Raw genomic sequence first — 23260 nt, 5'->3', positions numbered from 1 at the left:
TTACGGACCCGTGAAGGGATCTGCTCAACGGCGCAGCGGAAATCTTTCAAGATCTTTATACGGGGGTGCCCGAGCCGGACCAGGACCGGGGTCGGGCGTGGGTTCGGCGGGTCAGGCGCGGGCGAGGGCCGCGCGGCGGCGGTGTCTCGCGACCCGTTCCCTGTTGCCGCACACCTCGCTGGAACACCAGCGGCGGCGGCGACCGCGTGAGGTGTCCAGGTACACCCGCCGGCAGCTGTCGCCCTCGCACTGCCGCAGTCGCGCCCGCGCGACGGGATCGGTCAGCAGGTCCACCGTGTCCCTGGCCACCGCCGCGAGCAGCGCGCCGCATTCGGGTTCGTCGCTCAGGGTGCGGACGAGGCCGCCGCCCGGCTCACGTACGGCCCGGATCCCGGGCGGTGCGCCGGCCGCGATCACGTTGACGCGCTCCAGCGCCGCTGCCGCGTACCGTCCGTCGATCTCCGCGCGTACCAACTGGCCCACGCAGTCGCGCAGTTCGTGGAAGCGCCGGACCCAGCCGGTGTCGACGCCGATGAGCGGGGTACCCGGGGGCACGAGGCCCGAGCCGGTGAGCCACCGGCCGAGGAGTCCCGCGTCGCCCTCCGGCGGCTTCTCTTCGAACCCCTTCGGGTCCGGCTCTCCGGTGGCCACCAGATCCAGGCAGACGCGCCCGGAGTCGAATCTCCACTCGTACGAGCCCACGCCCGTAGTCATGTGCCTGTCACCGCCTCGGTACCGTCCTGCCGCTTACTCCCCAGAGTGCATGCCCCGGCACGACTCCGGCACCCCTCCGGAAGCAACTCAACTCAACCTCGTCCGGTGAATTCTGGGCGCGGGACGGAACCCGGGCCCCCGGAACGCCCTCTTACGGCTTTACGGTGCGGCCGGTTCCGCGGCGCGCTACAGCGCCCTGTTCGGCGGCCCGTCGTGCAGGATCCGCTGGTAGAGATGGTGGTCACGCCAGGCCCCGTCGATGTGCAGATAGCGCGGCGCCGTCCCGATGAGCCCGAACCCGCATTTGCCCAGGACCCGTTGCGAGCCGATGTTGGACGGCATCGTGCTCGCCTCGATCCGGTGCAGCCCCAGATCCTCCAGAGCGGCCCGGCAGACCTCCTCGACCGCGCGGGTGGCCAGTCCGCGCCCGGTGTACGCGGCGTCGGTCCAGTAGCCGAGGCTCGCGCTGCGGAACGGTCCGAGCACGAGGGTCGAGAGGGTGGCCTGGCCCACGACATCGGGCCCGTCGACGAAGAGCCAGCGCAGGGCGGAGGGGTCGGACAGCAGGGTGGCCTGCGCCTCGGGGGTGAAGAAGTCGGCCGGGCGGTACGGCGACCAGGGACCCATGTGATCCCTGTTGCGCAGGAGCGCCGCGGCGAGAGCACCGGCGTCCTCCGCGCGCGCGGGCCGGAACTGAGGAGAGTCGTTGACCATCCGATTAAAATAGACGCCCAGGTTCCGGTTCGGTACCGCAGCGGGTGCCCGTGATCGACGGACGGTCACTGGCCCGCTGTTCGAGCAGTCTGTCCTCACGCGCTGTCGTACTTCGTGCCGGCCGCCGGATCCAGCGCCAGCCGGTAGCCGCGCTTGACGACCGTCTGGATCAGTTCCGGCGCCCCGAGTGCCGTACGGAGCCGGGCCATGGCGGTCTCGACGGCGTGCTCGTCGCTGCCCGCCCCCGGCAGGGCCCTCAGCAGATCGGCCCGCGAGACCACCCAGCCCGGCCGCTTGGCGAGCGCGGTCACCAGGGCCATTCCGGCGGGCGGTACGGGCCGGGGCTCGCCGTCCAGCAGCACCGCGTGGCCACGGATCTCGAAGCGGCGGCCCGCGACCGTCAAGGTCCGTGTGCGGCCCGGCAGTTCGAGGCAGAGGACCTGAACCAGCGGGCCCAGGCGGAAGCGTTCGGGCTGCACGGTGTCGATACCGTGCTCCTGGAGCGGCAGGGCCGTGACAGGCCCCACGCAGGCGGCGAGCACATCGTGGTGGAGCGCCTCGACCAGCGCGTCCAGCAGACCGCGCTCCCTGGCCCGCGAGAACAGCGACGCGGCGGCGGGCGCGCTGGTGAACGTGACGGCGTCCAGGGTCCGCGCGACGGTCGCCTCGATGAGCCGGTCGACGGGCGCGATGTCCTCGGGCGGCATCCAGCGGTAGACCGGTACGACGACGACCTCGGCGCCCCCGGCCCGCAGCGCCTCCACGAAACCGGGCAGCGGCTCCCCGTGCAGCTGGAGCGCCACCCGGCGTCCGTCGACGCCCTCGGTCAGCAGCCGGTCGAGCACCTCCGCCATGGACTCGGACTCCGGCGACCACTCCTCGGTCAGCCCGGCGGCGCGGATCGCGCCCTTCACCTTCGGGCCGCGCGCCAGCAGTTCGGTGCCGCGCAGACACTCCAGCAGGTCCTGGCCGTAACCCCAGCCCTCGGCCGCCTCCACCCAGCCGCGGAAGCCGATGGCCGTCGTGGCGATCACCACATGGGGCGGGGCGGCGATCAACTCCTTGGTGGCGGCGAGGAGTTCGGTGTCGTCGGAGACCGGCACGATACGCAGGGCGGGGGCGTGCACGACGACGGCGCCGCGCCGCGTGAGCAGCGCCCCCAGTTCGTCGGCGCGCCTGGCGGCGGTGACGCCGACGGTGAATCCGGCGAGTGGGCCGTGCTGCTGCTGTTCGGACATGGTCTGGGGTCCCGCTCTCTCGTCCGTACGGCTCCGGTACGGCTCCGACGCGGAGCCGGGCTCACACCTCCGCGTAATCGAGACCGCGCCGCATGCCGCCCCCGGCTCCGGTGTCCGCCTCCGTCGCCGGTCCGGCCGTCTGCTTCCGAAGGTATACCGCCCAGGTGAGCGCCGAGCACACCGCGTAGAAGCCGAGGAAGGCCACGAACGCGGCGGTGCCCGTACCCGCCGACTGCTGGAAGGACTGCCGGAAGGCGAGGTTGACCCCGAGCCCGCCGAGGGCGCCGACGGCACCGATCAGCCCCATGGACGCGCCGGAGAGCCGGCGCCCGTACCGCGCCGCCGCCTCCCCCGTCAGGCCCCTGGCCAGGGCTTTCGTCTGGAAGATGCCGGGGATCATCTTGTACGTCGAGCCGTTGCCGAGGCCACTGAGCAGGAACAGCGCGGTGAAGCCGACGAGGAAGACGGGCAGCGACTCGGTCAGCGAGGCGAAGATCACCACGACGGTCGCCGCCGCCATCCCGGCGAAGTTCCACAGGGTGATACGGGCGCCGCCGTGCCGGTCGGCGAGCCTGCCGCCGACGGGCCGTATCAGCGAGCCGAGCAGCGGTCCCACGAAGGTCAGCGAGGCCGCCTCCAGCGGCGTACGCCCGAACTGTGTCTGGAGCACCAGACCGAAGGCGAAGCTGTAGCCGATGAAGGAGCCGAACGTCCCGATGTAGAGCACGGCCATGATCCAGGTGTGCCGGTCGCCTGCGGCCTCCTTCGCGGCCCCGGTGTCGTTGCGCACCGGTGCCAGGTTGTCCATGAACAGCGCGGCGCAGACGGCGGCGGCGACGATCAGCGGCAGATACACCGCGAGCACGATCCTGGGGTGCGTGGCCCCGGCCGTCCCGATCACCAGCAGCCCGACGAGCTGCACGACAGGGACGCCGACGTTGCCGCCGCCCGCGTTGAGGCCGAGCGCCCAGCCCTTCTCGCGCAGCGGGAAGAAGGAGTTGATGTTGGTCATGGATGAGGCGAAGTTGCCGCCGCCGAGGCCGGTGAGCGCGGCGACGGCCATGAAGGTGGTGTACGAGGTCCCCGGCTCCATCACCGCGTACGCGGCGCCGGTCGGCAGGAGCAGCAACAGGGCGCTGAAGATCGTCCAGTTGCGTCCGCCGAAGCGGGCGACAGCGAAGGTGTACGGGATCCGTACGAGGGCGCCGACGAAGGTGGCCATGCCGATGAGGAAGAACTTCCCGGCCGGGTCGACGCCGTACTCGGGCCCCATGAACAGCACCATCACCGACCAGAGGGTCCAGATGGAGAAGCCGATGTGCTCCGAGAGCACGGAGAAGAGCAGATTGCGCCGGGCGGTCCTGCGGCCGGTCCGCTCCCAGAAGACGGGGTCCTCCGGATCCCACCGCTCGATCCATCGCCCTCGTCCGGCGCCGGGTGCCTCATCGGTGATCGTCGGGCCAGTCATCGCGCCTCCACTGACGGTGCGGTTCGAAGACTCCCGACCGTAGGGACGCCGCGTTTCACCCCGGTGCCCCGAGATGACCGGCACGCAACCTTGCTCTCACCGTGGGGCAAGCGGGGGTGTGAGTCTTTAGCTATCCTGTTTATGAAGATTGTTGTTCATAAACAGAGGGAGTCCCGTTGAGCCTGACGACGATCGACCTTGATGACCAGGCCCTGGCTGACGCCATGCGCGTATCCGGCATAAGGACCAAGAAGGAGGCGGTGAACACCGCTCTGCGCGAGTTCACCGCCCGGCACCGTCGCATCGCGGCACTGGAGGAGTACGCCTCCCTCGCCGAGGACTGGGACTACGAGTCGTGGGAGCGGCAGCGTGCCTCCGAGAAGCGGGGCGGGCGGTGATCCGCTATCTGATCGATTCGTCCGCCGTGTGGCGGATCCTTCGCGACAAGGAGCTGCGCGCTCCCTGGAGCGAGGCGATCAGCGGCGGGGCGGTCGGGTCCTGCCATCCACAGCGGGTCGAGTTCAAGCGGTCCGCACGGCACGTCGACGAGTACGACCGCATGACGGACATGTTCGCCGAGCTGCACCCCGACGTCTCCGTACCGAAGAATCCCTGGCCCTGGATCGAGGCCGCCCAATACCGGCTCGCTCAGCGGGGTCGCCACCAGGCTCTCTCGGTGACCGACTGGCTGATCTGCGCGACAGCGGCGCACCGCGACGTTGTCGTCCTGCACGACGACAACGACTTCAAGTCCGCGGCCTCGCTCCTGCCCGACCTGCGCGAACGCCGTATCCACGAGATCCCCCACTGAGCACGTCGGTCGCGCACGGCGCGGCAGCGCGATACCCAGCCTGTGATCAGCGACGGTCCGGCGAACCGGTGTGCGCGGGTGGCGCGGGGGCCCTGGACGGAGCCGGGCCGGCGGAACGGTGCGAGCCCATGGAGCCCGAGTCGTCCCGGCCGTTCGGCCAGAGCCTCGGCCGCCGCTTCGCCGCGAGGTCCTCGACCCAGCCGAAGGCGAGGACCGCCAGCGCCACCAGCGGCCAGATCAGGACCAGCGGCAGCATCGGATACAGCGTGTCCACCAGGCCGGCGTGGGCCGACAGCACGGGGGCGTCGTAGAGCAGGTCGATGAGCGGGAACGTCGCCATGATCAGCACGTTGTGCCAGAGATAGACGGTCACGGCACGGTTGTTGGCGAGCGTGATCACGGAGTCGAACCGCGCCCATCGTCCGGGCAGCTCCCGCCAGGAGGGCGCGTACTGGAGCAGGATCGCGCAGAAGCCCAGCGACCAGGCCGCCTGGGCCAGCGGGATCTCGTCCAGGTTCCAGCCCTCCTCGGTGAGATGCCCCGAGGCCCACCAGATCCCGAAGGTCATGGCGAAGGAGGCCAGCGAGACCGTGAGGTAGCGCGGCACCCGCGTGAACAGGCCCTCGTGGTGGGCGAAGCCGAGAATCCAGCACGCGCCGTAGACCGCGAAGTCCGTGAGCGCCTCGCCCGTCTCGCCGGGGATCTCCACCAGTCCGGTGCCGACGACCGCCGTGAGCGCGAGCGGCGCGAGGAGCGTCGCCCACGGCACCCGCCGGAAGGCCCACAGCAGCAGCGGCGAGGCCAGGACGAACCAGAGATACGTACGGATGTACCAGAGCGGACCCACCGCCTGGTCCGCCCAGTCCTGTTCGAGCAGCCCGCCGGCGTCACCGCTCTCCGCCGGGAACGGCGGCGCCCCCACCGGGAACAGGTAGTTGACCAGCCTGAGGAGGCCTCCGAAACCCTCCTCGCCGACCGGCCGCCAGCCCATCACGAACATCAGCGGCACGACGAGCAGCGCGAACACCCACATCGGCGGCAGCAGCCGGCGCATCCGGCCCCGGACAACGGCCCACGACGGCCGGCCGCCGAGCGAGCGCGCCATCAGCGAGCCCGCCAGCGCGAACATCACGCCCATGGACGGGAAGAGGACCGTCAGCCAGGCCCAGCCGAAGATGTGGTAGATCACCACCCGGCCGAGTGCCACCGTACGCAGCAGGTCGAGATAGCGGTCACGCCCGGACGGGCGCCCGCCTTCGACGGAGCCCTCGCTCATGCCACCGGCCCCCGGACATCGTCGCGCCGCCGGGCGGTCGTGGACCCGGGCGCCTCCACGGCGCCCGTGCGCCGCAGCTTCTGCCAGCGGAGCCGGCCCCCGGTGAGGGCGGTGATCCAGGACTGGAGCAGGACCACGTACATGAGCTGCCGGTAGAGGATCTGCTGGAGCGGCAGCGAGATCAGATGGATCATGCGCTCGCGGTCGAGCCGGAAGGCGTACGCGGCGCAGACCGCCTGTACGGCCAGTACACCCAGCCACGCGATGACGGTGTTCCTGGTGGGGCCGAAGACCAGGCCGTACAGCAGGAACACGTCGATGAGCGGCGCCAGCAGCGGGAACAGCACCATGAACAGCGAGACCAGCGGCAGTCCGACGCGGCCGAAGCGCCCGGAGGGACCTCGTTCGATCACCGCGCGGCGGTGCTTCCAGATCGCCTGCATCGTGCCGTAGCTCCAGCGGTAGCGCTGGGACCACAACTGCTGTACGGACTCCGGGGCTTCAGTCCAGGCGCGGGCCCGCTCCGCGTACACGACCCGCCAGCCGTCGCGGTGCATGGCCATGGTGATGTCGGTGTCCTCGGCGAGGGTGTCCTCGCTCATCCCGCCGACCCGCTCAAGTGCCTGGCGGCGGAAGGCGCCGACGGCGCCGGGGATGGTGGGCATGCAGCCCATCAGGTCGTACATCCGGCGGTCCAGATTGAAGCCCATCACATATTCGATGTGCTGCCAGGCGCCGATGAGGGTGTCGCGGTTGCCGACCTTGGCGTTGCCGGCGACGGCCCCGACCCTCGGATCGCCGAACGGCTGGACCAGCTCCCGCACGGTGGACGGCTCGAAGACGGTGTCACCGTCCATCATCACGACGATGTCATAACTGGCGTGCGCGATGCCGTTGTTGAGGGCCGCGGGCTTGCCGCCGTTGGCCTGCCGTACGACATGGACGTTGGGGAGCCACATCGCCTCGACGATGTCCGCCGTGCCGTCCGTGGAGCCGTCGTCGATGACGATGACCTCGATGGGATGGTCGCTCTCCATCAGGGAGCGGACCGTGTTGGCTATGCACTCGCGTTCGTTGTACGCGGGCACGAGCACCGTCACCGGTTCGGTGACCGGCTCGCCCCAACTGAAGCCGCGTCCGCGCACCTTGCGCGCGTGCGCGAAGGAGAGCACCAGCATCAGCCCGAACCGCCCGATGACCAGCACGCCGATCACGGCGAGCCCGGCGACCAGCGCGCTGGTGGTGGCCTCGGAGACGGCGACGGCGCCGACGAAGGCCTTGCCCTTGAGCAGTTCGACACCGGAGACACGCGTGTGCGCGCTCGGGGCGCCCAGCGCCTCTGTGAGGTTGGCGAACTCGTACCCCTTGTCCTGCATCTGGGGCAGGAGGTCGTCCAGCGCGGCGACGGTCTGCGAGCGGTCCCCGCCGGAGTCGTGCATCAGCACGATCGCACCGCGCGGGCTCTTCGGGGTGGCGTTACGGATGATCACCTCGGCGCCGGGACGTTTCCAGTCCTCGCTGTCGGTGTTGTTGAGCACGGTGATGTAGCCGAGGCTGCCGATGTACTCGGTGACCGGCCAGGACTTGTTGTCCATCGCGTCGGCGAAGGAGGAGTACGGCGGGCGGAACAGCGAGGTGCGGATGCCCGCCGCGCCCGCGAGCACCATCTGGTTCTGGGTCAGCTCCCAGTCGATACGGGACTCCGACTGGTAGGAGAGGTCCGGGTGGTTGAAGGTGTGCAGACCGATCTCATGGCCCTCGTCGACCATCCGCCGCACCAGGTCCGGATGGCGCGAGGCCATGGTGCCGGTGACGAAGAAGACGGCGTGCGCGTCGTACTCCTTCAGCTTGTCGAGGACCTTGGGCGTCCACTCCGGGTCGGGTCCGTCGTCGAAGGTCAGCACGAGCTTGCGGTCGGGAATCCTGAGCGCCTTGGCCGTGGTCTCCCCGCGGGCGTCTATGACCGGGCCGCCGCCCAGTATCCGGTCCGGCACCTGGTTGGTCGGGGCCGGCGGGCGTACACGATGGTCCGCCAGGATCTCGCTGTGCACATAGCCGCGGAGCATCAGCATCGCGAGCAGGGCCACGAGAAGCAGGGAGGGGAGCAGATAGCGCATGGGCAGTCTGCGTCCGGCGACGCGCCCCTGCTTCCGCTTGATCTGTCCGTGCTCGGGGGACGGGGCCCGTCTGCCAGAAGGGTTCATTTCTACCGGGCGCCTTCCGCGGCTGATTGCTGGCCGTCCTGATCAACGGGTGGATCGACGGGCGCGGAGTCCGTCGGAGTGGGGCCGGGACCGGGGTCCGTACCGGGATCGACCGACCCCGGTTCGGACTCACCGGGGTCCGGATCGGGGTCCGGGTCGGGCTTCGGATCCGGCGGGTCCGGCTTCGAATCGGTCTTACCGGGTTTCGGGTCCGGGTCGGGCTCACCGGAGGGCGAGCCGGACGGGTCGGGCCCCTCCGTGGCTCCGGTGCTCGCACCGGTCGGCTCCCGCGAGCCGGCGGCGGACTCCGTGGGGCTCGGGCCGGGGCCCCCGGCACCCGGCGTGGCCGACACGGTGGGCCGGTCCTTCGGGGGCGGCTGTATCTCGACCTTGTCCGAGTCGCGCTTGTCACCGACACCGGGTATCTGGAGCCAGGGAGCGCTGGAGTTGCCGCCCATCAGGGACGCGACCAGGGCGACGGCGTAACAGGCGCTGGCTATCGCCAATACCCAGCCGAGACGCCGGAGTTTCTTGCTCCGCCGGCCGCTGGCATCGACGAAGACGGGACCCTCGGAGCCATCTGCGGAGCGTGCCGCTGAGCCGGGGCCGCCGTCGGCGTCCGTGGCCGGGCCGGGCAGCTCGGAGAGCTGTCGCCCCAGACCGTCGAGCTCGACGGTGACATCCATCGGCTCATGCGTATGGCCCTTTTGGGCATCTTCTCGCCAATTGTTCACTGCAGTACGCACATCCCCCACACAGGATCACTGGGTGCGTGCATGAAAGCCGGCCGGATACGGGCGTCGACCGGGTCCCCAACCCGGAACGAGCGCCCCCCACCACTTGCACCCGAGCCCAGAATGTAGCGCACGGCGACCACGCCCGTGCGCCTACTTCAGCAGTTGTTGGGTGTCTGTACGACTTCGTTGCCGAACGGCCGGTCTTGAGGGAAAAATACCCTCCGCCCGGTCGGGCGCACGGCGAAGGCCCCGCTGCCGACAGGGCAGCGGGGCCTTCGCCTCACATGGGAACTGTGGAGATGGCGGGAATCGAACCCGCGTCCAACGGTGCGGAACCAGGGCTTCTCCGAGTGCAGTTCGCTACGCTTTTCTCGGCCCCGGAGATCACGCGAACAAGTCTCCGACGGGCTCAGTCACTGTTTAGTTTCCCACTGTGCCCCGTGACCGGACGCGGTGGTTTAGTTCCCTAGTTGATGCCAGGATCCGGGTCGGGAACACCCCCGGGCTGACACTCCACGGAGTCTTCGCTAGCTGCTAATTAAGCAGCGAGAGCGAAGGTGGAGGAATCGCGCTTGGAATTGGCGATTATTGTTTGCGACATATGGTTAACGAGATCATTGCCGCTTCCTCGACTCGCTTCCCCTGCCTCGACATCCGCTGTCGAAACCGATCATCCCCATGTTGATTTTTCAAACGCCGTCCCTGCTCTGCGGGACTCCATCCATCGTACGTGACCAACGCCTGGCCCTGCCACCTTATTCCGCCCGTGGGGCGATCAGGCCCGCCGGCCGCGTCAGGCCCGCTGGCGGCGGCGAACGGCCGAGACCGCGCGCTCCGTCTCCCGCCGGTCCTGCTTCTCACGCAGCGTCTGGCGCTTGTCGTATTCCTTCTTGCCCTTCGCCAGCGCGATCTCGATCTTGGCCCGGCCGCCCTTGAAGTAGAGGGCCAGCGGCACGATCGTGTGCCCGGACTCGTTCGACTTCTGCTCCAGCTTGTCGATCTCCAGCCGGTGCATCAGCAGCTTCCTCTTCCGCCGCGCCGAGTGGTTGGTCCAGGTGCCCTGGGTGTACTCGGGCACGTGCACGTTGTGCAGCCACGCCTCATGGTCGTCGATCTGTACGAAGCCGTCCGCCAGGGAGGCGCGTCCCTGGCGCAACGACTTGACCTCGGTACCTGTCAGCACGAGACCGCACTCGTAGGTGTCGAGAATGAGGTAGTCGTGCCGCGCCTTCTTGTTCTGCGCGACCAGCTTGCGCCCTGTGTCCTTTTCCTTTGCCATAGTGCGTTCATTTTCGCACTACGAGCCGCCTCCGAGGCCACTCAATACTGTGCGGGCCCTCTCCTGGGCCTCTTCGGCCACCACGAGGTCGGGTGTGATGCCCTTGTCGTCGACCTTGTGACCGGACGGAGTCCGGTAGTGGCCGACCGTGAGCTCGGCCACCGAACCGTCCGGCAGCCGGCTCGGCATCTGTACGGAGCCCTTGCCGAAGGTGGGGGAACCGACCGTGATCGCCCGGCCACGGTCCTGGAGGGCGCCGGTGACCAGCTCTGCGGCGCTCATCGTGCCGCCGTCGACGAGCGCCACCACGGGCCGCTCGGTGTCGCCGCCCGGATCCGCGTACAGGGAGCGCTGCTCGCCCCGGACGTCGTACGTGGCGACGAGGCCGCCGTCGAGGAAGGCGGAGGCCGCCTGGACGGCCTCGGTGACCAGCCCGCCCGCGTTCCCCCTCAGGTCGAGCAGGACGCCCGCGCCCCTGGGTGCCTCCAGGACGGCGTCCCTGACCTGCTTGCCGCTGCCCTTGGTGAAGGCGGCGACCTTGATCACAAGAGCCCCGTCGGGGGCGGTGTCGAAGGTGACGGCGTCCGTACTGAGGCTGGCCCGGCGCAGCGTCTCGGTCCACCGGTGGCCGCCGCGCGAGAGACCGAGGACGACGGTGGTGCCCGCGGAGGCGTCCTGGGACCGGCCGGTGTCCCGGTCCGTACCGTCCCCGCGCAGCATCGCGACGACCTCGGTCACGGGGCGAAGGCCCACCGGTTCGCCGTCGATCGTACGGAGGATGTCACCGGCCCTGATGCCGGCCCGTGCGGCGGGGCCGCCCGGCTGGACCTTGCTCGCCGCGATCCGGCCGTCGGCCAGCCGCTTGGCCGAGAGACCCACCCCGGTGTACTTGCCGTCGAGGGCCCGCTCGAATTCCTCGTACTCACCCTTGTCGTAGACGGCGCCCCAGCGGTCACCGCTGCGGCTGACGACATCCTCGGCGGCCTCGGTGGCGGACTTCCCGTCGGCCATGGCCTCGGCCGCCGCTCTCGCGACCTCGTCCCCGTCGGCCGTGGAGGCGACGGAACGGGTGCTTATGCGGGCGGCTTCCTCGTCGGCGCGGGGCAGCGAGTCGGTGGCCGCGGCGGTGGCGAGCACACTCGCGAAAAGCAATGTCAGGGCCGCCCCGCGGTAGAACCCGTGGGGCCTGAGGCGATTTTCGTGGCCCGGCATGGCGACGAGTCTAGGACAACCCCCGGCGCCGCAGCGCGGCTTGGCGAGACGACGCCAGGGGCGATCGTCACACCTTGAGGTACTTGCGCAACGCGACCGAAGCCGCAACTGCCGGCATGAGCAGACCGATGACCAACACCAGTGGCAGGACCGCCAGTACGGCGTCCCAGCCGATGAAGTTGACGAGCTGCATCTTGTCCTCCAGCGCGATGCCGCCGTCGATCAGGAAGTAACGCCCGGCCAGGAGCAGGACGCAGGCGACGACGCCGCCGATGAGTCCGGCGAACGCGGCCTCCATGATGAACGGCATCTGGATGTAGAAGCTCGACGCTCCCACCAGCCGCATGATGCCGGTCTCGCGCCGTCTGCTGAACGCGGACACCCGGACGGTGTTCACGATCAGCATCAGGGCAATGACAAGCATCAGCGCCATCACTCCGAGCGCGGCGACATTCATGCCCTGCATCAGATTGAAGAGGTTCTCCAGGATGTTGCGCTGGTCCGCGACGGACTGCACACCGTCCCTGCCCTCGAAGGCGGTTGCCACCACCTTGTACTTCTCCGGGTCCTTCAGCTTGACCCGGAACGACTCCTGCATCTGGTCCGGGGTGATCATCCCGGCGATGGGCGTCTCGCCGTACTGCTCGCGGTAGTGCTTGTACGCCTCGTCGGCGGTCTCGTGGTAGACCTCCTCGACGATCTCCATCTTCTTGAGGTCGGCCTCGATGGTCTTGCGCTGATCGGCGGTGACGGGACCCTTCTCGCACTTGTCGGTGGTCTCGGCGTCACCCTTGTTGCACATGAAGATCGAGACGTTGACCTTGTCGTACCAGAAGTCCTTCATCACGCTCACCTGCTCGCGCATGAGCAGTGCGCCGCCGAACAGCGCGAGCGAGAGGGCTACGGAAATGATGACGGCGAACGTCATCGTCAGATTTCGGCGGAGACCGACGCCGATCTCCGACAGGACGAACTGGGCGCGCATGGCGTCCTTTCAGCTTTCGATGCTCTTCGCGGTGCTCAGTGCTGGTAGCCGTAGACGCCTCGCGCCTGGTCTCGCACGAGACGGCCCTTTTCGAGCTCGATCACACGCTTTCGCATCTGGTCGACGATGTTCTGGTCGTGTGTCGCCATCACCACAGTCGTGCCGGTGCGGTTGATGCGGTCCAGCAGCTTCATGATGCCGACGGAGGTCTGCGGGTCGAGGTTGCCGGTCGGCTCGTCCGCGATCAGCAGCATGGGGCGGTTGACGAAGGCCCGCGCGATCGCGACGCGCTGCTGCTCACCACCGGAGAGTTCACCGGGCATCCGGTCCTCCTTGCCGCCCAGTCCGACGAGATCGAGGACCTGGGGGACGGATTTACGGGTCTCGCCACGGGACTTGCCGATGACTTCCTGGGCGAAAGCGACATTCTGCGCGACGGTCTTGTTCGGCAGGAGGCGGAAGTCCTGGAAGACCGTGCCGAGTTGACGGCGCATGCTCGGTACCTTCCAGTTCGACAGCCGCGCGAGGTCCTTGCCGAGGACGTGCACCATGCCGTGGCTGGCGCGCTCCTCACGCAGGACGAGGCGCAGGAAGGTCGACTTGCCGGAGCCCGACGAGCCCACCAGGAAGACGAATTCCCCCTTCTCGATTTCGAGGGAGACATCGCGCAGGGCGGGTCGGTTCTGCTTCGGATAGGTCTTGGAGACGTTGTCGAATCGGATCACGGGTGCACCACGGTCGGCCGGGAGTAGGTGAGCGAGACCTTACGCGACCGGGCGAGGGGCGCGCAGTCGGCCGCCGGGGTTGGTCCGGGCATGGGCGATTTATCACGGATGCCGACGGGCCGCCACCGGGGACGGACCGGGTGTGATCCGACGGGGCGCGCCGAAATGAGCGGGAGCTGGCACAGTGGTACGGGGAACGGTGGTGTTTCCCGGAGCGTTGAGCGGAGTGAGAGTGCCCGCGGCTCCGCGGCGCGGGAGGAGGAGAGCGCATGACCTTTGATCGGCTGGTGTGCGCCAACTGCGCGGGACCCGTCAGCGAGGGCCGGTGCCATGTATGCCGCGCCAACAGGCAGCGGCTGGAGCAGGCGGGCCCCCTCGGCGGTCTGAGCCCGGTGGCCCTGCTGACCCTGCTGGTGGTGCTGATAGCGGCGGTGGCCCTGGTGGCGGTGGGGCATCAGACGGCCTGAGCCGTCTCAGGAGACGTACGGAAGGGCCCGGACACTGGATGATCAGTGTCCGGGCCCTTCCGTACGTGCGGAATGCCTCAGTGCGTGCTGGTTCAGGCGGCCGTGGCGCGGCTGCCGACCAGACGCGGGAGCATCCGGAAGCCGATGCCGCCGGCGATCATGGTCGCGGCACCGATGATCAGGAACGTGGTCTCGGCGGCGCCGGTCTCCGCCAGCTCCTCCTTGGCCTCGCCCTGCTCGACCGGCTGCGAGCCCGCGTTGTCGGTCTCGGCGCCGGCGGTTACGTCGGTGCCACCACCGATCTGACCCTCGTCGGTGCCTCCGCTCTGGCCCTCGGTGGCGCCTTCGGAGGTGCTGCCTTCGCTGGCACCGCCTTCGCTGGTGCCCTCGGACGTGCCCTCGGACGTACCTTCGGAGGTGCCCTCCGAGGTGCCCTCGCTGGTGCCCTCGGACGTACCCTCGCTGGTGCCTTCCGAGGTGCCCTCGGACGTACCGACGGAGGTGCCCTCGCTGGTGCCCTCCGACGTACCTTCGGAAGTGCCCTCGGACGTGCCCTCCGAGGTGCCCTCGCTGGTGCCCTCGGACGTACCCTCGCTGGTCCCTTCGGAGGTGCCCTCCGACGCACCCTCGCTGGCGCCCTCCGAGGCGCCCTCGGACGCACCCTCGCTGGCGCCCTCGGACGTGCCCTCCGTGGTGCCGACGACGGTGTTGCCACCGTCGGTGCCCTCGGTGGCGCCCTCGGTGTCACCGGCGTCGAGGCCGAGGCCGACGTCCAGACCGTCCTTGTTGACATCCGCCTTGGCGCTCAGGCCACCGACGTTGACATCGATGCCGACGGCCGAAGCGGCGCCCGCGGCGGTCAGCGAAGCACCGGCGGCGATCACGGCGCCGGCGGCTATCCGCGCTACGCGGATCCGCGTCTTCTTGGTCATGTGCTTGCTACCCCCAGTAGCTGATCGTGAGTGGTGCAGCGGTCCGGGGCCGGCCGTCGGAGATCCGTGCGTGCAGGTCCCCCGTGCGCACGCGCCCCGGAAATACGCATGCCGAGCGTCACCATTCCGAGTTTCCGAAGGAGCGTCAAGGTCGTTGCGCGCGCGATGCCCGGATTCACGTCAGTTGTCCGCCGCGCGCGGGGTAACTGTGACATAAACGGGAACTGCCGCCCTGTTGGCGGCAGTTACTTTGTCGACAAAGCGAGTCCCTTGCGGGGAGCCCTAGTTGGCCTCTGACCTTGGCGGAGGCCGTACGAAATCGCTTACCGCTCCTGCTGCTTGCGCCAGCGAATTCCGGCTTCAAGGAAGCCGTCGATCTCGCCGTCGAGCACGCCCTGGGGGTTGCCGACCTCGAACTCCGTACGGAGGTCCTTGACCATCTGGTACGGGTGCAGGACGTACGAACGCATCTGATTGCCCCACGAGTTGCCGCCGTCGCCCTTGAGGGCGTCCATCTTGGCCTGCTCCTCCTGGCGGCGGCGTTCGAGCAGCTTCGCCTGGAGGACGTTCATGGCGCTGGCCTTGTTCTGGATCTGCGAGCGCTCGTTCTGGCAGGAGACGACGATGCCGGTGGGGATGTGCGTGATCCGGACTGCGGAGTCGGTGGTGTTGACGCCCTGGCCGCCGGGGCCCGACGCGCGGTAGACGTCCACGCGCAGCTCGGTCTCGTCGATCTCGACGTGGTCGCTGGACTCGACGACGGGCAGCACCTCGACACCCGCGAAGGAGGTCTGGCGGCGGCCCTGGTTGTCGAAGGGCGAGATACGGACCAGCCGGTGGGTGCCCTGCTCGACGGAGAGCGTGCCGTAGGCGTACGGCGCCTTGACGACGAAGGTGGTCGACTTGATGCCGGCCTCTTCCGCGTACGACGTCTCGTAGACCTCGGTGGGGTAGTTGTGCCGCTCGGCCCAGCGGACGTACATGCGCTGGAGCTGCTCGGCGAAGTCCGCCGCGTCGACGCCGCCGGCCTCGGCCCGGATGTTGACGAGCGCCTGGCGCTCGTCGTACTCGCCGGACAGGAGGGTGCGGACCTCCATCTCGTCGAGCGCCTTCTTCACCGAGGCGAGTTCGGACTCGGCCTCGTTACGGGCGTCGGCGTCGCCCTCGCTCTCGGCGAGCTCGAAGAGCACCTCGACGTCGTCGATCCGGCTCCGGAGCGCCTCGGTCTTGCGCAGCTCGGCCTGGAGGTGCGACAGCTTGCTGGTGATCTTCTGCGCCGCCTCCGGATCGTCCCAGAGGGACGGCGCCGCTGCCTGGTCCTCCAGGACGGCGATCTCGGCCCTCATGTTGTCGAGGTCAAGGACCGCCTCGATCGACCCCATGGTCGAGGAAAGGGACTTCAGCTCTTCGGATACATCGACGACTGCCACGCACCCAGCCTAACGGCTGAGCGCCGAAACCCCGCCGCCGCTCCCGCGAGGACCGGCGGCGGGAGGCGTTACGGGACCGGCGACGCCGAGCGCGTCGAGCCCCCGGGGTCGGCTTCTGCGCCGTCGCTGCTCGTCGCCAGCCAGCCGCCGACGCCGAGGACGGCGACCAGCAGGAGGGCCGTCACACCCAGCGTTATACGGCGCTTGCGGACCGTCTCCGCCTTGTGGCGGGCCGACCCGGGCCTGCGCTGGCCCGCCGCCCGGGGGGCCCGTGCCGTGCCGCGCGCGCCGCCCGCCAGCTCGTCGGGGGCCGGGACGCGCATGCTCGTGTGGGTGTCCCGGTTGGAGTCGGGAGCCGCTCCGGGGACGAGCGAGACGGCGCCCCGGCGGCGCGGCTGCTCGCCCGCCGTCGCGTGCTCGGCGTCGGCGTCGCCGTACGGCCGCTCCTCCTCGGTGGGCCCGCTGTCGGGTTCGTCCACCTCCAGGGAGGGGATGCCGGCGAGCTGGGGAAGCTGCTCGCGGAGCCGGGCCGCCAGCTCGGAGGCGCGCAGCCGGGAGGCCGGGGCCTTGGCCAGGCACTGGACGAGGAGCTGCCACAGCTCGTCGGGGATGCCGGGCAGCGGGACGACGGTCTCGGTGACATGGCGGCGCAGGACGGCTCCGGGGTGGCCGCCGCCGAAGGGCGTGAAGCCGGCAAGGAGCTCGTACAGGACCGTAGCGAGCGCGTAGATGTCGACGGCGGCGCGCGGCGGCAGGCCCTCCACGATCTCGGGCGCCAGATAGTCCGGCGTACCGATGATCTTGGTCGCCTTCGTACGGCGGGGGGTGTCGATCAGCTTGGCGACGCCGAAGTCGGTGAGCAGCGCCGGGTGCGAGCCGCCAGGACCGATCGGGCCCTCCATGTCGAGCAGGATGTTCTCCGGCTTGACGTCGCGGTGGACGACACCGGCGGCGTGCGCGGCGGCGAGACCGTCGGCGACATCGGCGACGACGGCGACCGCGGCCTCGGGGGCGAGCCGGCGCTCGCGGTCGAGGCGGGTGCGCAGGTCGGTGCCGCGCACCAGCTCCATGACGAGTGCCAGATCGTTGCCGTCCACGACGAGGTCGCGGACGGCGACCACGTGCGGGTGGTCGAGTCCGAGCAGCGCGGTGCGCTCCTGGACGAAGCGCCCGACCAGCTCCTGGTCGGAGGCGAGGTCCTCGCGCAACAGCTTGATGGCGACGGGCCCGTCGGGTCCCTCACCGAGCCACACCGTGCCGGCGCTGCCCCGCCCAAGAATCTGATGGGCGGTGTACCGGCTGCCGATATTCCGTGCCAAGACTGCTCCCTCAGCGGCTGGCTTTGCCCATCAAAGTACGCGGGTATCGGGGTGTTCACTGCCCGGTACCGCGTCAACGTTCACTTCTGCGGGCGAATTGATCCCGCGGGAATCGACAAAGAGACAGAAGCGCCCGAACAGCACCGGTGCCGGCGGGAGCCCCCGCCGGCACCGGTGTCAGTTGCTTCCGGTGGACCCGGAGGTGGTTCCCGAAGTGGATCCGGCGTCCGAACCACCGAGCTCCGTGACCCAGTCCGACACCGTGCTGACGGTGTCCTTGATCGCGTTCCAGTAGCTCTTGCCCTCACCGATCCAGTCCTGGAGCGGGGTCAGCTCCCAGACGAGCCAGCCGGCGACGAAGAGCAGGACCAGCGTGAACAGGCAGCCCTTGAGGCAGCCGAGACCGGGAATCCGCATCGGGTTGGCGCCGCGCTGCCGGGGCGGGCGCGGCGCGGGCTGCTGGGGCGGTGGCTGCTGCGGCGGCGCGTAGCGCTGCTGCTGCTGCGGGGGCGGCGCGTACCGCTGCTGCTGCTGCGGGGGCGGCGCGTACCGCTGCTGCTGCGGCGGGTGTGGCTGCTGGGGCGGGTACGGCTGCGGGGGCGGGGCCTGCTGCTGACGCCGGCGCTGCTGGGCCGGCGGCGGGGGCTGCTGGCCCTGGGGGCGCTGCGGCCTGCGCCGGAGCGGGTCCTCGCTCGGGTCCAGGTACTGGACCTGGGTCTGTTCGTTGCGGTCGCGCGCGGCCCTGAGCTGGCTCTGCCAGGGGTGCGGGTCCTCGGGCCTGGGTCCGGCGTCGGGGCCGGGGCCACCCGTGCCACCGGGGCCGACGGGCATCACCGACGTGCGGTCGGCCGCACCGGCCGGGGCGCCCGGCGCGTTCGTCGGCAGCACGCTGGTCGCGGCGCCAGGGTCGTACGACCCTGCGTTGCCCGGCAGCACCTGGGTCGGGTCGGCGGCGCCCGGCTCACCGGGCACGGCGGTGGGCGCCGGGTCGGGCGCCAGCAGGGCCCCGACTCCCATCGCCGCGTTGACCTGGGCGGAGTTCGCGTGCACGCCGATGCCGGAGGCGACGGTGCGCAGGGCGCGGGCGAGATTGACGGCGCTGGGCCGCTCGTCGGGCTCCTTACGGAGGCAGCGCTCCATGACCGTCCACAGCGGTTCGGGAACGCTGGAGGGGCGGCGCGGCTCCTCGCTGAGGTGGCGGTGGAGCACTTCGAGCGCCGTTCCGCCCGCGAACGGCGGACGGCCGGTGACCAGCTCGTACAGCAGGATGCCCGCGCCGTAGATGTCGACGGCGGAGGTCTGCGGACGGCCCTCGGCCGACTCCGGCGCGACATAGGCGGGCGTACCGACGAACTCGTGCGTCCGGGTCAGCCCCGGGGAGTCCGCGAGCCGGGCGATACCGAAGTCGGTCAGCATCGGGTGCAGCTGGTCGCCGTCGTCCTTCAGGAGGACATTGGCGGGCTTCAGGTCGCGGTGTACGACGCCGTCGGCGTGGCTGGCCGCCAGCGCGTCCGCGATCTGGGCCGTGAGCAGCGAGGCCGCGACGGGGCTGAAGGGGCCGTTCTGCCGCAGGTAGTGGTGCAGGTCGGGGCCTTCGACCAGATCCATGACAAGGGCGAGGAGGTCACCCTCGACGACCAGGTCACGGGTGCGCACGATGTTGGGGTGCGTCAGGCGGAGCAGGACGGAGCGCTCGCGCAGGAAGCGCATCACCACGTCCGCGTCGTTCGCCAGCTCCTCCTTGAGGACCTTGATCGCGACGGTCTCGCCGGGCTGCCCGGCCACCGCGGCCTCGGCCCCTGCGGTCTCCCGCTGACGGGCTCTCCAGACGGTGCCCGTGGCGCCGCGCCCGAGGGGCTCCTCCAGGAGGTACTTGCTGCCTACCGGCCGCACGTCACGCTCTCCCTGCTGCTGGTGGTCCTTGCATGGCCCCGGGGCCATGCACCCGGGTGTCCGACCCACTTTAAAGGCCCCGCGCGGGTTCCCGTCGCGGTCATGTTCGAGTGGAGGACGCACGCATCTGACGGATGGTTGCCCATCACGTGTACCCGCGGGGTCCTCGGATGATCCCAACCCGCTCCCAACCATGCACTTTTGCACCCACAGCAGACCATTCAAGATCACTTACCCATGGTCCGTGGGCGTGTTGTCGGTGGCAGGTGCGAAGATGCCATCCAGCACTCGGTGTGTGGGGTCGTACGCTCACCGTCCGTGCCGACCTGTACCGGACGATGTGTCGGTGCCGGGTGGGGGGATTCACAGAGGGCAGCACCCCTGCCGGGCACCCCGCGCAGAAGGGACCGCTGACGGCGATGCAGATCCGGCTGACCGTCCTCGCGCCGCGCAGCGGCCACCCCGCGGGGCGCGCGTGCGACGTGCTCGTCACCGCACCGGCGGGGACGGCTCTCGCGGCCGTCGCCTCCGGTCTGGCCACGGCTGTCGCCGGCCCCGACCTCTCGGGCCCCGTCGTGCTGTACGCGGGGCGGGAGCGGCTGGACACCCAGCGCCGCACCCTGGGCGAGCCGCCGCTGGTGGACGGCGCCGTGCTCTGGCTCCAGGTCCCCGGCGAGGACGACGCGCCCGCCGACGAGGTCCCGGCCCAGCTCCATGTGGTGGCGGGTCCGGACGCGGGCGGCGTACATCTGCTGCACGGCGGCCAGGTCAGGATCGGCCGTTCGGCGGACGCCGACGTACCGCTCGACGATCCGGACGTCTCGCGGCTGCACTGCGCGGTGACGGTCACCGACGACGGCCATGTCACGGTGGCGGACCTGCATTCCACGAACGGCACGACGCTCGAAGGCGTACGGGTCGGGTCCGTGCCCGTACCGCTCCCGGCGGGTGCCCTGCTGCGGCTGGGCGAGTCAGCGCTGCGGCTCACCCCGGGCGGCCGGACGCCGACGCTGGCGGCCACGCCGGACGGCGAGGGGCATCTGCGGGTCGCCCGCGGAAGCGTGACCGAAGCGGGAAGCGGCGCGGCAAGCGGTACGCCGAGCGGCGACACGACCACGGGAACGGGGTCGTACGGAGGCGCGCGGCCCGGCCCGGACTCCGCGTCGTACGGAGCGGGCGGCGGCCCCGGAGGGCGGACGGTCCAGGCGTACACCCACGGCGGACACGGCGGCCCCGCAGCCACGCCCCGCGTGCCCGAGCCGCGCACCCCCCGCTCGGACGCCGACACCCGCTACGGCGACGCCCTGTACGTGCCGGTGCCCGGCGCCGGCCGCCGTCCCGCGCACGACCGGGCCGAGAGTGACGAGATTCACGGCGCCGCCGACGACGACGGCCCGCAGGGACACAGCCGTACGCCCGGCTCCCGCCGGCAGGGCACACCCACGCGCGGCACGGAGCTGCCCGATGGACCCGGCAGACGACGCGGCGGGATAGGCGCCTGGGCGAGGCGGCTGGCCGGCACCCGCGACGAGGAGTTCCCCGAGGACGACGTCCCGGCGGCCACCGGCTCCGCCCCCCGCACCAGGGGCCACGCGCCCCTCGACGACACCTGGCCCGACCCCGCCTCCGTACTGATGACGGCGCTGGGCCCCGGCCCCCGGCTCTGGGAGCGCGGCCCGGACCACCCCGAATCGCTCGTCCTGCGCCTCGGTACGACGGAGCGCACCTCGCCCGACGGATCCGGTCCGCTGCCCTCGGTCCCGGTGACCGTGAGCCTGCGCGAGGCCGGCTCGCTCGGTCTCGCGGGCCCCAGGGAGCGGCTGACCGGCCTCGCCAGGTCCGCCGTGGCGCAGCTCGCCGCGCTGCACTCCCCCGCCGATCTGGAGATCGTGCTGGTCAGCTCGGACCGGACGAGAAGTGTGGAGCAGCGCAAACGGGAGTGGGGCTGGCTCGGCTGGCTGCCGCATGTCCGGCCGGCCCACGGCCAGGACTGCCGGCTGCTCCTGGCCTACGACCGGGACCAGGCCACCGCGCGGCTGGGAGAGCTGACCCGCCGGCTGGACGACGGGCCGCTCGGCAGGGCGTGGGCGTCGGCCGACAGCAGATCGATCGCGGAGGCCGCCGGGCGGTACGAGGGACCGGCGACGCTGCTGGTCGTGGACGGCGATCCCGGTTCGTCGGCCCTGCGCGAGACCGCCGCGCGGCTGGCCGGCGCCGGCTCCGTGGCCGGTGTCCATGTGATCTGTCTCGCCGAGACCCCGGCGGCCTCGCCCGTCTCCCCGGTCGCCGCGACGTACGAGACGGCGTGCGCGGCCTCGGTGGCCTTCCGTGAGTGCGGGGCCGTGGCCCTGCTGAGCGGCGACGTCGCGACGGCCCTGCGGCTGCTCCGTACGGCGGTGGGACAGCCCGCCGGGCAGGGCTCGGTCGCGACGGTGGACGCGGTGTCCCCGGCCTGGGCGGACCGCTTCGGCCGGGCGCTGGCCCCTCTCCGTACGGAAGCGGGCAGCGCCGCCGCGTCGGGCCGCAGCCGGCAGGCCGCCGAACTGCCCCGCTCGGCCAGGCTGCTGGACGAGCTGGGGCTGGCGCGGGCGACGCCCGCGTCGCTGATGGCCCGCTGGGCGTCGGCGGCCGGGAGCACCACGGTGCTCGGTACGGGGCCGCACGGCCCGGTGACCGTGGATCTCGTGGAGGAGGGCCCGCATCTGCTGATCGAGGGCCCTCCGGGCAGTGGCCGTACGGAACTGCTGCGCGCGATCGCGGCCTCGCTGGCGGCGGGCGGCCGGCCGGACAGGCTCGGTCTGCTTCTGGTGGACGGCGCGGGCGGCGAGCGCGGCGAAGGGCTGGGGGCCTGTACGGAACTGCCGCATGTGACCGAGCACTTGGTGGCGTCCGACCCCGTCAGGATGCGGGAGTTCGCGCAGGCCCTGGGGGCGGAGCTGAAGCGGCGCGCCGAGGTGCTGGGGCGGCTGGACTTCGCCGAGTGGCACAACAGACGTGAGGTCGCGGAGCGGATGGTGGGGCAGCGCGCGCCGAGCCCGGCCGAGCAGCGCGGTTCGCGGCGTGAGCGCGCCGATCAGCAGGTGGCCGGACCCGGGGCGCCCTCCGGAGGCGCGCAGGGTGTGCCGGTCGCTGGTCAACCGGAGCAGCCGCAGGCGGGCACCGGGCGCACAGGAGCAGGCATAGGCACCGGCGCGGGCGTCACCCCGGACGGCGGCACCCTGCGGCTGCGCCAGACCTCCGCCCGTACGCGCGGCGAGCCCGGCCCCGGCCCCGTCCTCCCCCGGCTCATCGTCCTCGTCGACGACTACGACGCCCTGGTCGCGCCCGCGCTGGGCAGTCCGGGCCGCCCGGCGGCCGGTTCGGTCGTACGGGCCCTGGAGGCGGTGGCCCGGGACGGCGAGCGCCTCGGCGTCCATCTGGTCGCCACATCCGCACGCCCCGAACGAACGTCGGAAACGGAGCTGGCGGGCCGGACGCGCCTACGGGTGGTTCTGGACACACCACCGGCCTCCCCCGGCCCGGACGATCCGCTGCCCGGCCGCGGCAGGCTCGGTCATCCGGACGGCCGGGTGACACCGTTCCAGGGCGGCCGGGTGACCGGCCGGATCCCCCGTACGGCGACACAGCGCCCCACGGTGGTCCCGCTGGAGTGGGAGCGCATGGGCGACCCCCCGACCCGCCGCCCCGTACGCGAACTGGGCAACGGCCCAACGGACCTGGCCCTGCTGGCAAGCGCCCTGGAAAGAGCGGCCCGCTCGGTCTCGGCGGTGCCGGTGAGCCCTCTGGGCCGGGTCTGACGGCTCCCTCGGGCCGGGTGACCGCAGAGGGACCGCCGAGTCGTACCTGCGTTCGGATG

At 70.9% G+C, this 23260-nt stretch carries 19 protein-coding genes and 1 other RNA gene; 4 read left to right on the top strand and 16 right to left on the bottom strand.

The window, feature by feature from the left end; genetic code table 11:
• Positions 1 to 111: 111 nt before the first annotated feature.
• From OIE74_RS24450 to OIE74_RS24435, 4 genes are all read right to left on the bottom strand, one after another.
• Complete coding sequence (locus OIE74_RS24450; RefSeq protein WP_329387098.1) at positions 112 to 714, bottom strand: CGNR zinc finger domain-containing protein; 603 nt, start codon at positions 712 to 714, stop codon at positions 112 to 114.
• Positions 715 to 900: 186 nt separating this feature from the next.
• Positions 901 to 1428, bottom strand: a complete 528-nt coding sequence (locus OIE74_RS24445) for a GNAT family N-acetyltransferase (protein WP_329387096.1) — start codon at positions 1426 to 1428, stop codon at positions 901 to 903.
• 95 nt (positions 1429 to 1523) lie between these two features.
• The gene (locus OIE74_RS24440; protein WP_329387095.1) at positions 1524 to 2666 is read right to left on the bottom strand and encodes a uroporphyrinogen-III synthase; all 1143 of its coding nucleotides are present in this window, start codon (positions 2664 to 2666) and stop codon (positions 1524 to 1526) included.
• Positions 2667 to 2727: 61 nt separating this feature from the next.
• Positions 2728 to 4134: a nitrate/nitrite transporter gene (locus tag OIE74_RS24435; RefSeq protein ID WP_329387093.1), complete on the bottom strand. Its 1407-nt coding sequence runs from the start codon at positions 4132 to 4134 to the stop codon at positions 2728 to 2730.
• Between the two features lie 176 nt (positions 4135 to 4310).
• Between OIE74_RS24435 and OIE74_RS24430 the strand changes: the two genes are divergently transcribed.
• On the top strand, positions 4311 to 4532 hold the full coding sequence (locus tag OIE74_RS24430) for a type II toxin-antitoxin system VapB family antitoxin (RefSeq protein WP_329387091.1): 222 nt from the start codon (positions 4311 to 4313) through the stop codon (positions 4530 to 4532).
• A complete protein-coding gene (locus OIE74_RS24425; RefSeq protein WP_329387089.1) occupies positions 4529 to 4945 on the top strand; it encodes a PIN domain-containing protein in 417 nt (138 codons plus the stop codon). Before OIE74_RS24430 ends, OIE74_RS24425 begins: the two co-directional genes overlap by 4 nt.
• Before the next feature lie 46 nt (positions 4946 to 4991).
• Here the strand turns inward: OIE74_RS24425 and OIE74_RS24420 are convergent, their stop codons facing one another.
• From OIE74_RS24420 to ftsE, 8 genes are all read right to left on the bottom strand, one after another.
• Positions 4992 to 6221, bottom strand: coding sequence for an acyltransferase family protein (locus OIE74_RS24420; RefSeq protein ID WP_329387088.1), 1230 nt, complete (start codon positions 6219 to 6221; stop codon positions 4992 to 4994).
• Positions 6218 to 8338 (bottom strand): glycosyltransferase, encoded by a 2121-nt coding sequence (locus tag OIE74_RS24415; protein ID WP_329392426.1) that lies wholly within the window; start codon positions 8336 to 8338, stop codon positions 6218 to 6220. Before OIE74_RS24415 ends, OIE74_RS24420 begins: the two co-directional genes overlap by 4 nt.
• Positions 8339 to 8427: 89 nt before the next feature.
• Positions 8428 to 9111 carry a hypothetical protein gene (locus OIE74_RS24410; protein WP_329387086.1) on the bottom strand — a complete coding sequence of 228 codons (684 nt, stop codon included), beginning with the start codon at positions 9109 to 9111 and terminating at the stop codon, positions 8428 to 8430.
• Between the two features lie 342 nt (positions 9112 to 9453).
• Positions 9454 to 9840, bottom strand: a transfer-messenger RNA (tmRNA) gene (gene ssrA, locus OIE74_RS24405).
• 115 nt (positions 9841 to 9955) lie between these two features.
• Positions 9956 to 10441, bottom strand: a complete 486-nt coding sequence (gene smpB / locus OIE74_RS24400) for an SsrA-binding protein SmpB (RefSeq protein WP_329387084.1) — start codon at positions 10439 to 10441, stop codon at positions 9956 to 9958.
• Positions 10442 to 10459: 18 nt separating this feature from the next.
• Positions 10460 to 11653: a S41 family peptidase gene (locus tag OIE74_RS24395; RefSeq protein WP_329387082.1), complete on the bottom strand. Its 1194-nt coding sequence runs from the start codon at positions 11651 to 11653 to the stop codon at positions 10460 to 10462.
• 67 nt (positions 11654 to 11720) lie between these two features.
• Complete coding sequence (gene ftsX / locus OIE74_RS24390; RefSeq protein ID WP_329387080.1) at positions 11721 to 12638, bottom strand: permease-like cell division protein FtsX; 918 nt, start codon at positions 12636 to 12638, stop codon at positions 11721 to 11723.
• 35 nt (positions 12639 to 12673) lie between these two features.
• On the bottom strand, positions 12674 to 13363 hold the full coding sequence (ftsE, locus tag OIE74_RS24385; protein WP_329387078.1) for a cell division ATP-binding protein FtsE: 690 nt from the start codon (positions 13361 to 13363) through the stop codon (positions 12674 to 12676).
• A 269-nt stretch (positions 13364 to 13632) separates the two neighbouring features.
• Here ftsE and OIE74_RS24380 point away from each other — a divergent pair, with 269 nt between their 5' ends.
• Positions 13633 to 13830 carry a hypothetical protein gene (locus OIE74_RS24380; protein WP_329387076.1) on the top strand — a complete coding sequence of 66 codons (198 nt, stop codon included), beginning with the start codon at positions 13633 to 13635 and terminating at the stop codon, positions 13828 to 13830.
• Positions 13831 to 13922: 92 nt separating this feature from the next.
• Here OIE74_RS24380 and OIE74_RS24375 read toward each other — a convergent pair whose 3' ends face one another.
• The 4 genes from OIE74_RS24375 to OIE74_RS24360 all read right to left on the bottom strand — a co-directional run bounded on the left by OIE74_RS24375 (position 13923) and on the right by OIE74_RS24360 (position 19404).
• A complete protein-coding gene (locus OIE74_RS24375) occupies positions 13923 to 14762 on the bottom strand; it encodes a hypothetical protein (protein WP_329387074.1) in 840 nt (279 codons plus the stop codon).
• Between the two features lie 323 nt (positions 14763 to 15085).
• Positions 15086 to 16192: a peptide chain release factor 2 gene (gene prfB / locus OIE74_RS24370; RefSeq protein WP_329387072.1), complete on the bottom strand. Its 1107-nt coding sequence runs from the start codon at positions 16190 to 16192 to the stop codon at positions 15086 to 15088.
• Positions 16193 to 16260: 68 nt separating this feature from the next.
• The gene (locus OIE74_RS24365) at positions 16261 to 17511 is read right to left on the bottom strand and encodes a serine/threonine-protein kinase (RefSeq protein WP_329387070.1); all 1251 of its coding nucleotides are present in this window, start codon (positions 17509 to 17511) and stop codon (positions 16261 to 16263) included.
• 177 nt (positions 17512 to 17688) lie between these two features.
• Positions 17689 to 19404, bottom strand: a complete 1716-nt coding sequence (locus OIE74_RS24360; protein ID WP_329392425.1) for a serine/threonine-protein kinase — start codon at positions 19402 to 19404, stop codon at positions 17689 to 17691.
• A 419-nt stretch (positions 19405 to 19823) separates the two neighbouring features.
• Between OIE74_RS24360 and OIE74_RS24355 the strand changes: the two genes are divergently transcribed.
• A complete protein-coding gene (locus OIE74_RS24355) occupies positions 19824 to 23201 on the top strand; it encodes an FHA domain-containing protein (protein ID WP_329392424.1) in 3378 nt (1125 codons plus the stop codon).
• Positions 23202 to 23260: the final 59 nt, after the last annotated feature.

This window comes from Streptomyces sp. NBC_01716 (assembly GCF_036248275.1).
GTDB lineage: Bacteria > Actinomycetota > Actinomycetes > Streptomycetales > Streptomycetaceae > Streptomyces.
The sequence above is the reverse complement of the archived record's forward strand: the minus strand, read 5'-3'. Positions and strand labels throughout refer to the sequence as shown.

Coding starts and splice junctions, on each gene's coding strand:
- OIE74_RS24450 (WP_329387098.1), bottom strand. CDS start 714: ATGACTACGGGCGTGGGCTCGTACGAGTGGAGATTCGACTCCGGGCGC.
- OIE74_RS24445 (WP_329387096.1), bottom strand. CDS start 1,428: ATGGTCAACGACTCTCCTCAGTTCCGGCCCGCGCGCGCGGAGGACGCC.
- OIE74_RS24440 (WP_329387095.1), bottom strand. CDS start 2,666: ATGTCCGAACAGCAGCAGCACGGCCCACTCGCCGGATTCACCGTCGGC.
- OIE74_RS24435 (WP_329387093.1), bottom strand. CDS start 4,134: ATGACTGGCCCGACGATCACCGATGAGGCACCCGGCGCCGGACGAGGG.
- OIE74_RS24420 (WP_329387088.1), bottom strand. CDS start 6,221: ATGAGCGAGGGCTCCGTCGAAGGCGGGCGCCCGTCCGGGCGTGACCGC.
- OIE74_RS24415 (WP_329392426.1), bottom strand. CDS start 8,338: ATGCGCTATCTGCTCCCCTCCCTGCTTCTCGTGGCCCTGCTCGCGATG.
- OIE74_RS24410 (WP_329387086.1), bottom strand. CDS start 9,111: ATGGATGTCACCGTCGAGCTCGACGGTCTGGGGCGACAGCTCTCCGAG.
- smpB (WP_329387084.1), bottom strand. CDS start 10,441: ATGGCAAAGGAAAAGGACACAGGGCGCAAGCTGGTCGCGCAGAACAAG.
- OIE74_RS24395 (WP_329387082.1), bottom strand. CDS start 11,653: ATGCCGGGCCACGAAAATCGCCTCAGGCCCCACGGGTTCTACCGCGGG.
- ftsX (WP_329387080.1), bottom strand. CDS start 12,638: ATGCGCGCCCAGTTCGTCCTGTCGGAGATCGGCGTCGGTCTCCGCCGA.
- OIE74_RS24380 (WP_329387076.1), top strand. CDS start 13,633: ATGACCTTTGATCGGCTGGTGTGCGCCAACTGCGCGGGACCCGTCAGC.
- OIE74_RS24375 (WP_329387074.1), bottom strand. CDS start 14,762: ATGACCAAGAAGACGCGGATCCGCGTAGCGCGGATAGCCGCCGGCGCC.
- OIE74_RS24355 (WP_329392424.1), top strand. CDS start 19,824: ATGCAGATCCGGCTGACCGTCCTCGCGCCGCGCAGCGGCCACCCCGCG.